The sequence below is a fragment of the Capnocytophaga granulosa ATCC 51502 genome, assembly GCF_000411115.1.
GTDB classification, from domain to species: domain Bacteria; phylum Bacteroidota; class Bacteroidia; order Flavobacteriales; family Flavobacteriaceae; genus Capnocytophaga; species Capnocytophaga granulosa.
The window spans coordinates 916,036-931,926 of the sequence record NZ_KE150242.1; the positions used below are offsets into that span (position 1 = coordinate 916,036).

The 15,891-nt window shown below is 34.5% G+C and carries 11 protein-coding genes and 1 pseudogene; 8 read left to right on the plus strand and 4 right to left on the minus strand.

All coding sequences use genetic code 11. The features are described from left to right. The first annotated feature begins 178 nt into the window (after positions 1–178). Genes HMPREF9331_RS04105 through HMPREF9331_RS04130 form a run of 6 tightly spaced genes read left to right on the plus strand, consistent with a single transcriptional unit; the run spans position 179 to position 11,574 of the window. The gene (locus HMPREF9331_RS04105; protein WP_016419868.1) at positions 179–1,255 is read left to right on the plus strand and encodes a PDDEXK nuclease domain-containing protein; all 1,077 of its coding nucleotides are present in this window, start codon (positions 179–181) and stop codon (positions 1,253–1,255) included. Between the two features lie 44 nt (positions 1,256–1,299). Further along, on the plus strand, positions 1,300–4,599 hold the full coding sequence (locus HMPREF9331_RS04110; RefSeq protein WP_016419869.1) for a helicase-related protein: 3,300 nt from the start codon (positions 1,300–1,302) through the stop codon (positions 4,597–4,599). Further along, positions 4,599–8,090: an Eco57I restriction-modification methylase domain-containing protein gene (locus tag HMPREF9331_RS04115; RefSeq protein WP_016419870.1), complete on the plus strand. Its 3,492-nt coding sequence runs from the start codon at positions 4,599–4,601 to the stop codon at positions 8,088–8,090. Before HMPREF9331_RS04110 ends, HMPREF9331_RS04115 begins: the two co-directional genes overlap by 1 nt. A gap of 2 nt (positions 8,091–8,092) precedes the next feature. Next, positions 8,093–10,018, plus strand: a complete 1,926-nt coding sequence (locus HMPREF9331_RS04120) for an OLD family protein (RefSeq protein ID WP_016419871.1) — start codon at positions 8,093–8,095, stop codon at positions 10,016–10,018. 37 nt (positions 10,019–10,055) lie between these two features. Then, complete coding sequence (locus tag HMPREF9331_RS04125) at positions 10,056–11,039, plus strand: hypothetical protein (protein WP_016419872.1); 984 nt, start codon at positions 10,056–10,058, stop codon at positions 11,037–11,039. Further along, complete coding sequence (locus HMPREF9331_RS04130) at positions 11,029–11,574, plus strand: hypothetical protein (RefSeq protein ID WP_016419873.1); 546 nt, start codon at positions 11,029–11,031, stop codon at positions 11,572–11,574. Before HMPREF9331_RS04125 ends, HMPREF9331_RS04130 begins: the two co-directional genes overlap by 11 nt. A 93-nt stretch (positions 11,575–11,667) precedes the next feature. On the opposite strand, the gene HMPREF9331_RS04135 is transcribed toward HMPREF9331_RS04130, so the two are convergent. Together HMPREF9331_RS04135 and HMPREF9331_RS04140 are read right to left on the minus strand one after the other, a co-directional pair. Further along, positions 11,668–11,889 carry a hypothetical protein gene (locus HMPREF9331_RS04135; protein ID WP_016419874.1) on the minus strand — a complete coding sequence of 74 codons (222 nt, stop codon included), beginning with the start codon at positions 11,887–11,889 and terminating at the stop codon, positions 11,668–11,670. Next, positions 11,879–12,124, minus strand: coding sequence for a hypothetical protein (locus HMPREF9331_RS04140; protein ID WP_016419875.1), 246 nt, complete (start codon positions 12,122–12,124; stop codon positions 11,879–11,881). The genes HMPREF9331_RS04135 and HMPREF9331_RS04140 overlap by 11 nt, the downstream gene beginning before the upstream one ends. A 296-nt stretch (positions 12,125–12,420) precedes the next feature. Between HMPREF9331_RS04140 and HMPREF9331_RS13290 the strand changes: the two are divergent. After that, positions 12,421–12,549, plus strand: a pseudogene (locus HMPREF9331_RS13290) (invertase); the annotation flags it as partial. A gap of 177 nt (positions 12,550–12,726) precedes the next feature. Next, entirely contained in the window at positions 12,727–13,455 is a 729-nt protein-coding gene (locus HMPREF9331_RS04145) for a hypothetical protein (protein WP_016419876.1), read from the plus strand. Positions 13,456–13,903: 448 nt separating this feature from the next. Here the strand turns inward: HMPREF9331_RS04145 and ctlX are convergent, their stop codons facing one another. Continuing rightward, the gene (gene ctlX / locus HMPREF9331_RS04150; protein WP_016419877.1) at positions 13,904–14,839 is read right to left on the minus strand and encodes a citrulline utilization hydrolase CtlX; all 936 of its coding nucleotides are present in this window, start codon (positions 14,837–14,839) and stop codon (positions 13,904–13,906) included. A 69-nt stretch (positions 14,840–14,908) separates the two neighbouring features. Next, complete coding sequence (locus HMPREF9331_RS04155) at positions 14,909–15,883, minus strand: deoxyhypusine synthase family protein (RefSeq protein WP_016419878.1); 975 nt, start codon at positions 15,881–15,883, stop codon at positions 14,909–14,911. Between the last annotated feature and the right edge of the window lie 8 nt (positions 15,884–15,891).

Genomic DNA, 15,891 nt, shown 5'->3' on the forward strand with positions numbered 1-15,891 from the left:
TCCCTTGACTTTTAAGGGGAAATGTAGTATCTTTGCAACCTAAAAACAATGAGCTAATGTGATGATGTGATAATTAACAGAAGATCCAATTAGCGGATTATAATTCATCACCAGACTGGTGATGAATTTAATCAAATGATTATCAAGTAATTACAAAAACTTAGGAAATTGACAGACTATGGAAAACAATTACAAAAATTGGCTTGCTACCATAAAAGACAAAGTACGTACAGCTCAAATAAAAGTAGGAATTGCTGCCAATAAAGAACTTATCTCTTTTTATTGGGACTTAGGAAAAAATATCTCAGAAGAACTACAAAGAGAAGAATGGGGCAGCAAAGTAATTGCTAAACTTTCTAAGGATTTGTCTAAAGAATTTCCTGAGATAAAAGGTTTTTCAGAAACTAACCTTAGGTACATAAAACTGTTCTATGAATATTTTTCCTCACAGTCTATAGAGCAATTTGTAATTCATCACCAGCTTGGTGATGAATTATCAAAAGATCAATTAAGCGCTGTCAGACAACAATTTACCATTAATTTTGTAGGGCAAATCCCTTGGAGACATATTGTAGAGATTCTCACAAAAGTCAAAGAATTCAATGAGGTACTTTTCTATGTTAGAAAGACTTTGGAAAACAATTGGAGTCGTGATGTCTTAGCTTTACAAATAAAATCAGGACTACATCTTCGGGAAGGAAAAGCTATTACCAATTTCCAAACCACGCTGCCTACTCCTCTTTCCGATTTAGCTCAACAAACCCTCAAAGACCCTTATGTATTTGATTTCCTACAACTTTCTGAAAACTTCAATGAGCGTGATATAGAAAACCAAATGCTTACCCATATACAACAATTCCTCTTGGAGTTAGGTAAAGGATTTGCCTTTGTTGGCCGACAGTATCACCTAAAGGTAGGTAACCGAGACAACTATTTAGACCTGCTTTTTTACCACACCAAGCTCAAATGCTATGTGGTTATTGAACTGAAAAATACCGCTTTTGAACCCGAATATGCAGGCAAACTCAATTATTACCTATCAGCAGTAGACAGCTACTTAAAAGACCCTACTGACAATCCTTCCATAGGTATACTCCTATGTCGTAACAAGGATAATATAGAGGTAGAGTTTGCCTTACGAGACATTAGTAAACCCATAGGAGTAAGCCAATTTGAACTTACCCGTATCGTCCCCGACGACCTAAAATCATCTCTACCTACTATAACAGAAATAGAACAGAGCCTTGTAAATTAGATAATTAGAAAAATATACAAATTGAATAATTAAAAAATAATCTCGTGAGTTCAAAATTTTTTACCAATTCAGAAGGAAATACCTTATTCAAGAAGTTTGAAGGTATCCTCAAAGCCATGAAACCTCATTCATTTCAAGCTGTTTCCGCCTATTTTCGCTCTTCTGGCTATTTCAAAATGCGTGAGATGCTCAAAGAAGTAGAAGAAATCAAAATATTAGTAGGTATCAATGTAGATAACCTTGTCTTCGAAGCCCAAAGGCGTGGTATGATCTACTTTAGCAATGCTAATAAAACCAAAGAGGAGTTTGAAAAAGAGTTTATCAAGGATATCAAAGAGGCTAAATATACCAAAGAGGTTGAAGATAGTATCTTAAGCTTTATACAAGATATAGCCGACAAGCGTATTGAGGTACGTATTCACAATAGCCATTCTATTCATGCTAAGTTCTATATCCTATTACCTAAAGAACATAGTGAATATACCGATGGTTGGGTTATTATGGGATCGTCCAATCTTACTGATGCTGGTATTGGAAGTAAGAAAGCTCCTAATTATGAACTCAATATTGCCTTAAAAGATTTTGATGATGTACAATTTGCCAAAGATGAATTTGCTAAATTATGGGCAAACTCAGACATACTAGAACCTACCGATGTACAATCGTTTATCAAGAATACCTATATTGGGCAAGAGTTTACCCCCTTTGACCTATTCATCAAGCTACTTATAGAATACTTTGGAAAGAATATAGATTATGATCCCAATACCATTGGTGATTTACCGTCAAATTATAAGAAACTAAGCTATCAGATAGACGCTGTAAACCAAGGGTTTGACATGCTTCTAAAGCATAATGGTTTCTTTTTAGCCGATGTGGTAGGACTGGGGAAAACTCTTGTCGCTTCCATGATTGCCAAACGGTTTTGTATTGCCAATGGTTTTGAACAAACAAAAATTTTGGTAGTGACCCCTCCTGCGGTAGAGAGTAACTGGAAACAAACTTTCAAGTCCTTCCGCTTGGACAAAAACACGAAGTTCATCACCAACGGAAGCCTTGGTAAAATAGCCGATGGCACTGACTTAGACAACTACTGGGAGGTAGATGAATATGATCTTATTCTTGTAGATGAGGCTCACAAATATCGCAATCATACCTCACAAGGATTTAATCATCTGCAACGCATCTGTAAAATACCCCGAAGTAATGAAGGCCTTATAGAAGGAGACAAAAAGAAAGTAATCCTTATTTCAGCCACACCACTGAATAACCGCCCTGAAGACTTGTATTACCAACTACAATTATTTCAGGATATCCGTAAGAGTACCCTTGAAAAAGTAAGTAACCTGCAGCACTTCTTCTCTCCTCTGATACAGAAATATAGGGAGATTATGGATGCCAAAACTACTGATATAGAAGCAATACGTGAGATATACAAACAGATACGTGAGAAAGTAATTGCCGAAATTACGGTACGCCGTACCCGAAGAGACCTCAAGAAATATCCTAAATACTTAGAGGACATCAAGCAACAAGGTATTATTTTCCCAGAAATTGCTCCATTGCAGACCATAGAATATTATCTTAACCCAACTATCAGCAAACTTTTTTACAAGACTATTCTATCCCTAACCGATGATGACAAAATCAATTATTATCGCTACCAAGCGATTCGTTTCTTAAAGAAAGATATCCAAGAGGAATACTATAGCCAAGCAGAAAGAGTGTCACAATCCTTGGCTGCCATTATGAAAACCCTTATGGTCAAGCGTTTGGAAAGTAGCTTTGTTGCTTTCAAGAATACCTTGGAAAATCTACTGAAATCCACCCAGCGAATGATCGAGATGTTTGCCAACAACAAGGTATATATAGCCCCTGACCTAAATATCAATGCCTTATTTGAAAAGGGCCTTTCCGAAGAGGAAATTGACGAAATCGTTCTATCAAAAAATGTAGAGAATGCAAGAAACAACATTTTCACTGCGGATGATTTCGACCCTTCCTTCCTTATAGGACTTGAAAAAGATGCTAAATCATTGAAAAACCTTGTTGAAGAATGGAAAAATGTTACTAATGATCCTAAGATAGAAAAATTATTTGATATTTTAGATACTGTTTTATTAGATAGAGACAAAAATCCTTCTCAACAACTTATTATCTTTACCGAAAGTAATGATACGGCTAACTATTTAAATGAAAAACTTTCTGAAGTAATTGATCCTAAGAAGATTTTAAAAATTTCTTCTGAGAATAGGAACAAAGTTTTTGAGCAAATTCAGGCCAATTTTGATGCCAACTATACCAAAGGGCGTAAGAATGACCTGAAAATACTCATCACTACCGATGTTCTTGCCGAAGGAATTAATCTACATCGTGCCAATGTACTTTTAAACTATGATACCCCTTGGAATGCTACCCGACTTATGCAACGCTTAGGACGTATCAACCGAATAGGAAGCGAAACAGGGGTCATCTATAACTATCTATTCTATCCTTCGGCACAAGGAGATGAGGAAATCCGCCTCTACAAGAAAGCTTATGTCAAGCTACAAGGTTTTCATTCCGCTTTCGGAGAAGATGCCCAAGTATTTACCAAAGAAGAGTTGGTTGAACAATTCGAACTCTTCAAGGAAGGTGAAGAAGGCGAAGAAGATAAGCGATTATATTACCTACGTCTGGTACGTGAGTTCAAGGACGCACACCCTTCGGAGTTCAAAAGAATTGCCAAGATTCCTTTCAAAGCGCGTACTGCCCGTAAAAATAAAAATACTTCCTTTGACGACGTCAAGGATGGTTCCATTATCTTTATGAAATCTCCTTATAAAAGAGAATTTTACAGAGTCAATGCACAAAAAGAAGTAGAGAATATTGATTTCTTAGAGGCCGCAGAACGATTTGAAGCCTCCTTTACAGAAAAAGGATATGAGCTTCCCATTTCTCATTACACTGATGTAAATTTGGCGCAACAGTCCTTTGAGAAAGACCTCTCTCATGCCCATACCCATATGGTAACTTCCGTAGATAAAGCGGATGGAAATACCATGCATGCTAAAAAATTCTTAAGAGAAATCAAAAGTACTTCCCATCAAGAAGAAGTAAAAATAGCTTGTGATCAATTATCTAAGCTCATTGACAAAGGTACTTTTACCGCTATTCCTAATGAGATTAAGAAAATAAGACAACAGCTTGAAAAACAAAAAATCACCTATGGCCAAGTACAAAATATGATCTTGACCATGACCAAGAAATATGCCACAGCATCCTTTGAGGAGACCAAAGAGAAAAAAGAAAAAATGATAGATTTTGCCCCAGAAATAGTAATCAGTGAAACATTTATAAAATAATGAAAGATTTAAAAGATATATTAGCCCACCCCTATAACCAAAAAGATTGGACAGACTTCCTAACCCAACTTTTCCATGAGAAAGACAGCTCCTCCGATGAGGGGATTCTTAGCACGCCACAAAGGATTCCTATGAGCCACGACAAGGTAAAAGAAGCCTACGAACTGGGAAACTATCTTACCTCCGATGAAAGGCTTATCGGTATCTATCAGGTAAATATCTCAGAGGATATGCTCCTATACCGTAACAAAGTAGGCCTTAGAAAGCTCATGGCAAAAATCTACAAATACAATGTAGATGGAGTATTAGTGGCTTTTGTACAAGAAAAAAAGTGGAGGCTCTCCTTTATATCCGAATTCGTAAAGGAAATAGACCATCAAGGGAAAATGATTAAGCAAATCACCGATGAAAAACGCTTTACTTACCTCTTGGGAGAAGGAGAAAAAACAAAAACAGCTACCGATAGGCTCAAAAAATTAGTCGGGAAGCCCTTATCCTTGCAAGATTTCTTTGAAGTATTCTCCGTAGAAATGCTTAGCAAAGACTTCTTTAGAGAATATAAGGAGATCTATGAAGAGTTTGTCGCTGAAATCTTCAAAGAAGAACACAACCAAGCTCTCTTCAAGGGTAATGATAAGGCCGTACGTGATTTTGTAAAACGTATGATGGGGCGTATTGTTTTCCTATACTTTATACAGAAAAAAGGCTGGTTGGCTGTCCCCAAAGGTAAGAATTGGGGAGAGGGAAACCATAACTATCTCTACCACCTATACCAAGAAACTCCCAAAGAGGACTGGCCTTACTTTTATGAAAAACGTTTGGTACCTCTCTTTTTTGATACGCTTACCAATAAAGATTCTGAAAGCGAAGACAATCCTTTGCGTTTCCCTTACCTCAATGGGGGACTCTTTGACAAATCCCAAGATGAGAACTTTGACTCCATAGTCCTCCCCTATGAGACCTTTAGTCGCCTCTTTGACACCTTTGACAAGTATAACTTTACCGTATATGAGGATTCCCCCAACGAACATACAGTAGCGGTAGACCCCGAAATGTTAGGCCATATCTTTGAAAACCTCTTGGAGGACAACAAAGACAAAGGGGCTTTCTATACCCCTAAGGAGATTGTACATTATATGTGCAAGGAGAGCCTAAAGACCTTCCTGCTTTCAAAAATAACCTTTGATGATTCATCAGAAAAAATAAAAGATGTTATCACAAAAATAATAGAACACCAACCTCTTAATGAGGATGAGGAGAAATATATAAGAGAAAAAGAACATATTATCACTGCCTCTGTAGAAAATGTAAAGATATGCGACCCTGCCATTGGTTCTGGGGCTTTCCCTATGGGCTTGCTACAGGAGATATACTATCTTAAGATTACCCTACAACAATTGGGAATTATCCCAGAACAAAACGACGCACAGATAAAAAAACACATCATAGAGCAGACCATTTATGGTGTAGATATTGATTCAGGAGCGGTAGATATAGCCCGACTACGCTTTTGGCTCAGCCTTGTAGTAGATGAACCAAAACCACAACCCCTCCCTAACTTAGATTTTAAAATCATGCAAGGCAATAGCCTTTTAGAAAGCTACCAAGGAGTGGATCTAAGCCATATAGGAAAAGAGGAAGAAATTATTGCTCATAAAGACTCCATAGATTTTGGTGATAATTTCAAAACATCAAAGCAAATTTTTCTTTTCACTGATACTCATAAAGAACATATACAACAACTTATCAAAGATTATTTTACCTCAACAGAAGATAAAATTCTAAAGCGCAAGCAAATTAATGATCTCATAGAAGAGAAAATACGTGCTAAGATTTACAAAGAAAAACTTGAGATTAGAGGAAATATAGATTATTTTTTCGATAAATATAATCTTACCTCTGAAGAAGATTTAGAAGATAAACTCCAAAAAGGTATCCTTACCTCAAAGGGAAGAGAGTACAAAGCCTATATAGCTAATCAAAGGCGCCTTTCTGAACTTAATACCATAGAAAACGAACTTATCAGTTTCCAAACCAAAATAGAACGCCCTTATTTTCTTTGGCATACTTACTTCAAAGATGTCTTTGACAAAGGAGGTTTCGATATCGTTATCGGAAATCCCCCTTATGTAAATGTAGAAAAGATAGATCTTATTATAAAGAGTAATATAGATAGATTTAGAACAGCCTATAAAAAATATGATCTATATGTTCTATTCTATGAAAGGGCTCTACAACTATTGAAAAAGGGAGGAGTACTATCTTTTATAACATCAAATAAATTTCTTTCACAAGAATATGGATTAATATTGCGGCAAGAACTTTTAAAAAATACCATAGAAAAAATTGTTAACTTCAACTATGATATTTTTGATAATGCGACAGTTAGAACTTGTATTCTTATACTAAGTAAACAAGAGCCTAAATACAAACATTCAATTAAACTAATAGATATAAACTCAAAGAAAGATACAGAGAAATTTATCAATAGAAAATATGATACTATTTTTCAAAATGTATTCAAAACTACTGAATACAATAATTTTAGAATAAATCTTACAGAAGAAAAAATGTCTATTCTTGATAAAATAGATGAAAAATCTATTAATTTAGAAGAAATTTGTTCTGTAAATTATGGTTTAAGACCTATTAGTCTTAGTGGTAAAGAAAAAACAGAATTTATTAAAGATAATTTCTCAGATGGATATAAAAAGTACTTTGAGGGAAAAGATACAGGAGGTTGGATAATAAACAGCTATAGGTATTTAAATTACTTAAAAGAGGATATTTATAATCCTATGTTTGAAGAGCTATTTGAAAATCCTAAATTAGCAGGTCTTTGTACATTAAGTGAAATCAATAAACTAAGATTCATATATGATGAAAAAAATTATTATGCCAATCATTCTTTAGTTATCTTAACTTTATGGTATTTATTTGAAAATGTGAATAATAATACTATTAAAAGAAATATTAGTAATAAAAAAATAGAATTATCAAAAGAGTTTGAATATAAATATTTACAAGGTATTTTAAATTCAAAACTCATAAAATTTTATGTAAATGAACTATTCTATGATGGCACTCATTTTTATCCTAACCATATGAAAGCCTTACCTGTCAAAAAAGCAAATAAGGAAACCCAACAACTTTTTGTAATATTAGTAAATATGATACATCATTTACAACCCAATGTAAGTGAAGACATATTTACTCACACTTCCAATCTAGATGTAGCCTCTCATTTCCAAAATATACTTGATATGATGGTATATGAGCTTTATTTTGAAATTCATACTAAAGTAGTTGGAGTAAATGTACTACAATTTATCAAACCTATGATGGAAGAAATACAAAATCTTCCGATAAATGAACAAATTGAAAGATTTTATAAATGGTATCAGCAATCCGAAAACAATGTTAGACAAAGAGTTTTATTGCTTGACACACGTAGTGAAAACTTATTGGCTATTATCAATAAAATCATATAGAAATGAGCAAAATTAAAACCATCAAAATTAATAATTTTAAATTTTTTACTAATGATATTCCTTTAGAATTGGAAGGAAAACATCTACTATTATTTGGAGAAAATGGTAGTGGCAAAAGCTCTATTTATTGGGCTTTATATACCCTTTTTCAGGCAGCAATAAAAGATACTATCACAGATTTTCAGAAGTATTTTAAACATCCTGATAACTCTGAAGAATCTTTAATCAACATTTATGCTGAACCTAATATTACAAATGGGATAGAAGATTACAAATCGTTTATTGAAGTAGAAACTACTGACAATAAAACATATAGAGTCTCTCAGCTAGACACAGCTATAAATGGTGATACTGAGGCTATTGAAGTAACTATGGCTTCTGATTTTCTAAACTATAAAGTGTTATACAAATTTCAAGACTTTTGGAATGGGGAGCAGATAGATTTAGCAGATATTTTTGTAGGCTATATATTACCCTATATAAAGTTTACTTCTTCTGAAATTAGAGATAGACAATTATCAAACGCCTATGAAATGTGGCAAGAAATCACAAAAGGCCCTGGTACTACTACCAATTCAAAAGGTAAAATCATACAGGTTTATAAACACAGTGAAGAGTACAGGTCTTTTCAAAGATTTTCTGGACACTTTGAAAATGAAATGAGAAGTTTAATAGACTTCATTAATGTAAATGCTCCTGAAATTTTAAAAGAACTAGGCTATAATATTGATTTTCATTTGGAATATGAATCTCATACTCACCACAAGAAAGATGTTAAATATGAATGTGCTCTTTTCAAAATAGTTTTAAAGATAACGTCCTATTTAGGAAAAACTATTTCAATTCATCGCCCTCAGTCCTTTTTGAATGAAGCTAAATTTACAGCTATTGCTATAGCTATTCGGTTAGCTGTACTGAAGAAAAGAATAAATACAGAAACATCTGTTCTTAAATTTATCGTTTTTGATGATATAATGATAAGTTTAGATATGAACAACCGAGATAAACTAATAGAATATCTCTTATCAGCTAAAAGCGATTTTACAAAAAACTATCAATTATTATTTCTTACTCACGATAAAAATTTGTATGATTTTCTATACTTCAAAATTAAAAAGTTAGATAGCCTTGATAATTGGAAGCGTAAAGAAATGTTTATTGGCAAAGACGAGGAAAAAGAATACCCAATAATAATAGATAGTGAAATAGAATTTATAGACAAAGCTAAAAAGCATTTTCAAGCAAATGATTATGTGGCTGCCTCTATATATATTAGGAAAGAGTTGGAAAAAATAGTAAGAGAGAGACTACCTGATGAAGTGAAATACAAATCTGATGGCAATTTCCTTTCCTTACAAAATTTATGGAAAAAAATGAAAGAGAGATATAAAGATATAAACAAACCTATTCCTGAAGAAATAAATTCTCTCTTTGAAGAATCTAAATTGTTTGTACTCAACCCTCAAGCCCACTATCAAAATTATTCCTTTCCTATCTATAAAATAGAGTTAGAAAAAGCATTTAAGCTAATAGACAAGTTAAATTCAGTTTCAATACCAGAACGAAAAATTTTGTTAGCTAAAGGTATGGAACTTGAATTTAAACACCCAACACTAAATTATACCTTTAAGTTTAAACTACTTAGTGATTTTTATAAAGATTCTTTAGATACCAACTCAAAATCTATATATCCTAAATGTAAAGTTATGTATTGGCAATTTGAAGGTAAAGATTTTTCTGATATACAAACCCGACAAGTACTTTCTCAGGATGAAATAGATAAAATACAACATAGAGAGGACAAGTTAGATAAAGTAATTGCTAATATAAAAAAATGTTTTTCTCTTACAGATAATAAAATAATCTACGAAAACACTAAAATCAATGATATTTGGAAATTAAAAGATATTATTGATTGGGATATTTAATAAAATTAGTACCTTTGCACTTCAAGAAAACATAAAAATGGCACAAGATTTAAAATTAGAAATTTTTAGAATAACAATAAAAGAAAGACATTCAAGAGATGATAAAATACTTTCTTTCAGTAAATTATTTGATAAATTAGAGACTGATGATAAAGAAAATAAGTTTCATCAATTCTTACAAGACTTTATAAAGTTTTTTGATGATAAATTCCAAATAAATAAACAAAAAACAAAGGGAATTTCACACAATTCCGATATGAAACACTCTATAAGAAGTACTAAAAATATCATTGATTTTGAATTTGTAGGTGGAAATACAGGCAGTGAACAAGGTGTATATGCTATTGAAAACTCAAAAATTCAAGTTGATACAATCAATGGAGATAAGATTGTATCAATGCCTTTTTATGTAAAACTCTGGTTACCTAATGACTATACAGCGGGTATCCTTATGATTCAAAGTTATACAGACTATACAATTTCAAGGTTTGCTAAAGCTATACTTCAAAAATTTTTTGCAAAATATGGTGTAACTCTGAATATATATACTTTTATTCCGAAAAAGAATAAAGATGAATTTTTGTCAAAGAGTCAAGTTTATGAGCTTCAAGTTATAAAAGACCGGATAACTAAAGGAAAACGCCATCTAATTAATCCTATTTTTACTGATTTTGAAAAATTAAAGGTTACTCTTTCTGTGACAAATTTTAGAGAACCTGCAAAAACTTTTCTGAATAAACTTTTAGGAAAACGAAAAAAGAATGAAAATTTAATTGGCTCTGATTTGAGTGATTTTGATATTATTGAAAGAGAAGACTATGACATGAAGATTTTTTATATAGACCCTAAAGGTAGAAAAGCTAATATAAATATATCTAATCCTGATGAAATAAAACCTACTATATTTTTAGATGATGATATTAAAGAAATAGGTAGTGAGCATTTTAATTTTGAAAAAATTAAAGAACATACAGATGGTATTTTGGAACAAATAAAAAAAGAGATTGGTTATGCTATTTGAAAAATTCAGTTTATTTGAATTATTAAAAGATGGTTTTTCTATACTAAAAAAACAGACTAATAACTGTGAAGTATTACTATATTTTGTAGTCATTCCGTTTTTAATTTCTTATCTATTCATATTTTTTGACATTACTTTTGATAATGATATCATTTCAAATATTATTAGTTTTATAAGCATTTTTTCTGGAATTTTATTTTCTGTTACATTTGTTCTTAAAGAAAACTATACAAAACGAAAAGAAATATTTAACACGGAAAATGAAGAAGATACAAATTATATTAACCGTTACAAAGCTTTTATGCAACAAGTATCAACCTTAATATTATTCTCTGTTGGAATATCTGTCTTTTTAATATGCTTTCTACTTAGTATCCTTTGCTTTAAGGAAGAAAGTCTACAATCTTTAGTATCTATATACACTAAAAAAACATTAGAAATCATTACTATTTTCTTATCATATTTCTATTTATTATCAATTTTAAACATTATAAAAGAAGTATATGCTATGCTATATGATGATTTTGAATGTTAATCCAATTTAAGAAGAATATATTGTGATTTTATCTTTTTTAAACAATAACTTATGTTTATAAATTTTATAAAATCTATTCAAGCTAAACAATTTCTAACTATCCTCAGGAGCTATCTGCTTTCTTTCAGCTCGTTCTTTCTCTGCAATAGCTGCTTCCCAGCGCTTGGTCATATTTCGATTGGCTTGTTTGGAAAGTGCCATGATTTCATCTCGGTACTTGATAGGCATACCATATTCGTCCTCCTCTAAGCCTTCAACTAAAGGTTTTGAAGAGGGTATATTACTTTGGGACGATTTTTTCTTTTTAGCAGTCACTTAGTACTTCAAGTTCTTTAAACATTTTGTCAGATTGTTGAATCCTTTTATTTACCTTTTGGGCTAATATTCTAGCCTTACGAGCGGTATCATCAGCACTTTCGCACATAGATTTTGCCCATTCGTCAGGGTTTTCATGCATAAGGGTACGCATTTGTTCATTAATAAGGTCTTCCTCTTCTTCGGTTTGTGCCTCTACATATCGTCTTTTAAGTTCTAATACTTTTTCTAACATAATTTTAATTTTAGATTAGCTACCAATTTCTTTTAATCGTTCCACAATTTCATCTATTCTGCTATCATAGTAGGCTTTCATCTATACGCCTCTTGTAGAAATTTCTCGATAAAGATCTAAAAGAGATTTGAGTTCTTTCCAAAGGAATTATTTTTCTTTTTTCTCTTCTGGGGTAAGCATCTGATTTATAAAAAATGTAGTGCAAAAGTAGTACTTATTTTTATTCTACACAAGAGTTTGCTTTTTTTAGCCAGAAATCATATACTTTTAATCTATTCTTTGACCTATGAGGTACAACAGGACAAGAAAAACGCATCAAGGAGCTGTTGGACAAGCGAGTGTCCTACTCCGCTATTGGGCGTATCCTTGGCGTACACCGCCTAACGGTCAGCAGCTTTGTTAAGGAAAAACTTCAAATTTCTTAAATACTTAACTTTATTTTTTATTGTATAAATTCTTACTTCTCGCATAGCGTTTCCTTGACTTTGCCTCTGTGATTGTTGTACCTTTGCACCACATTCAGTCGTCTGCATTCAGACGTTAGTAGTCTGACATTAATCATTGCTGGCATTAATCATTAATCATTGTTGGCATTAATCATTATGGAAGAGGCTTTAGACATACTTTGGACATACGCACGCCGCCAGGCGATTGATTGCAATGGCAAGATGGTAATCCCTACCATTAACCAAAGCATTGCAGCCATCCGTTTGATCATTCGTTTAGAAGAGGCTAAAAAAAGTGATGAGAGAAAATCAAAAAGTGAAGAACAAAAAATGATGAGGGAAGAACAAAAAACAATGAGTGAAGAACGAAGAGTAAAGCCAAGCAAAAACTTAGAGCTTGGATATGTGGGTGAAGAACAAAGCGTGATGAGTGTCACTGACTATACTCCCTCTGAGGAGGAAGAGGAAGAAGAGGTATCTCCTTTCGCTCCTTTTCTATTGGACGAAGACGATTGGTCTTGTTCGGCTGACAACCAACTTCCTAAGGAAACGCCGCTTTCCACTATTCACTATTCACTATCCACTCAAAAGCTCCCCGCTCTTGTCCCCGCTGAAAAGACTTCTTATCACCAGCAACTCAAGAGTTGTGCTAAAAAATACTTTGAAAAATATATGAAACCCAAACCTTTCTCTAACGGAAAGTGTCAGCAGACGACCTCTTGCAAGCATCCGTACGCCGCAAGCAATCGCCTCTATGACGGTTTTCCTACAAAGAAGCAACACCCTACGCTACACGATCCCTATATGGGAGTTACCCAAGCAGAGCTGCTCTCCAATGTAAGACCACCACCAAAGAGTTTCAAGCTAGCAGAGACCAACCACTAATGCAAGTCAATCAGAAATAGTTTGCGAAAAATTAGCATGAGCAGGTGTAGGGGCTAATGGCAATTAGCCCTTGAAAGAGAGCAAATTAAGAACCAATCTCTTGTTCTATTTATTCGCAATCTAAATAACGTGTGTTCGATATAACGAAAGCTCCCACAGATTTTCACGGATTTCACAGATTTTCTATGTTTGTGTAATTGTGCTGTTGCGATTTACACAGATTTTTATAAGGCCAAAGGCCTTATTTATCCGTGGAAATTAAGGAGTTATACTTAGTTGTTATATCATTCTCTCCGTAAAAATCCGCGGAATCTGTGGGAGAAAAATATAATTTCGCTTACGTCGAACTCACGTTAAATATGATTGGCTATAAAGATAAAAGTGAATAGTGAAAAAACGCTATTCACTATTCACTATTCACTATTCACTTTTCACTATTCACTTTTCACTATTCATTTTTCACTCCAAAGACCTCTGCCAGCATACAGCGGGCGCTACCGCCTCCGCATACCTCTATAGTGGAAAGATCGCTATAGAGTATTTGGGTATGTCGCTCTATGGCTTCTATCTGCTGAGGAGTCAGGGCATTATAAGCCGTCTTGCTCATCACCAAGTACTTGGCATCTTTCCCTTTCACTTGGAGCATATTCCCAACAAAGTAATCCACTTGTTCGGGACTTATGGTAATAATCTCCTTGTGATCTTCCTTGAGGTGATGGAGCACATTCTTGCGTTCGCTCTTATCCTCTATCACATCAGGACAGATAATAGCAAAGGTCTCCCCAAGTGCCATCATCACATTGGTATGATAGATAGGTTTTAGCTCTCCATCTGCATGCTGGAAAGCCTTGAAGATAACAGGTGTATATTCAAAATCCTCACAGAACTCAATGAATAGCTCCTCACTGGCTCTGGCCGAAAGCGCACAATAAGCCTTGCGATGGATTCTATCCAAGACCATAGCGCCCGTCCCCTCCAAGTAGAGCCCTTCGTTCTCTGCTTCTGTATAGTCATATACGTTCTCTATCTCAAAGCCTTCTGCTTCCACTATATCTAAGATATCCTCGCGGCGCTCCCTACGTCTGTTTTCAGCAAACATGGGGTAGAAAGCCACATTCTTATTATTGTGAAAGCTAATCCAGTTGTTCGGAAATATAGAATCAGGTGTATCCTGCTCGTAGATATCATCCACTACGATGACATGTACACCCACCGCCCTGAGCTTGCTGACCAAGGCATCAAACTCCTCTTGTGCCTTTAGGTTGATTTGCTCATTAGTGATATCGATTCCTTTTTGGAAATAATTATTCACCAAGGTCTGCTCATTCGTCCTAAAACGCACAGGGCGTATCATCAGCACCGTATCAGTAATTTGTTTTTTCATATTATTAGTCATTTTATTAGTCACTCGTCATTAGTCACTCGTCATTAGTCACTCGTCATTAGTCACTCGTCACTGATTAAGTATATACGCAAAGATAAGCGGTGCCACAATAGTAGCATCGGATTCTACGATAAACTTAGGCGTATCTATATCCAATTTCCCCCAAGTGATCTTCTCATTAGGCACTGCCCCTGAGTAAGATCCATAGCTGGTAGTAGAGTCAGATATTTGACAGAAGTAAGACCAAAAAGGTACACCCTCCCACTCTAGGTCTTGGTACATCATAGGCACTACACAGATAGGGAAATCCCCTGCGATACCACCACCTATCTGGAAGAAGCCTACACCTTTACCAGCAGAATTGTTGCGATACCATTCGGTAAGGTAGATCATATATTCTATACCTGTCTTTACCGTATGTGCCTTTAGGTTTCCTTTGATTACATTGGCAGCAAAGATATTTCCCGTAGTGGAATCCTCCCAGCCTGGGCATATGATAGGAATGTTCTTTTCAGCAGCAGCCAATATCCAAGAGTTCTTAGGGTCTATCTCATAGTATTGTTCTAACACACCAGAGCGTACCACTTGGTAAAGAAATTCGTGTGGAAAATAGCGTTCGCCCTTTTCTTCGGCCTTGTGCCATACTTCCTCTAAGTGTTTTTGTAAGCGGCGGAAAGCCTCTTCCTCTGGAATACAAGTATCAGTTACACGGTTGTAGTGTCCGTCCAAGAGTTCGCGCTCTTGTTCAGGTGTAAGGTCTCTATAGTGAGGTACACGTTTGTAGTGAGAGTGTGCCACAAGGTTCATCACATCTTCCTCAAGGTTTGCCCCTGTACAGGAGATAATATCCACCTTGCCTTGACGTATCATCTCAGCCAAGGAAATCCCTAGCTCTGCTGTACTCATCGCACCTGCTAGCGCCACAAGCATCTTTCCTCCTTCTTGTAGGTGAGTTTCATAGCCCTTAGCTGCATCTACTAAGGCTGCTGCATTAAAATGTAGAAAATGCTTCTCAATAAATTGAGAAATGGGTCCTTTATTCATCTTAAAAA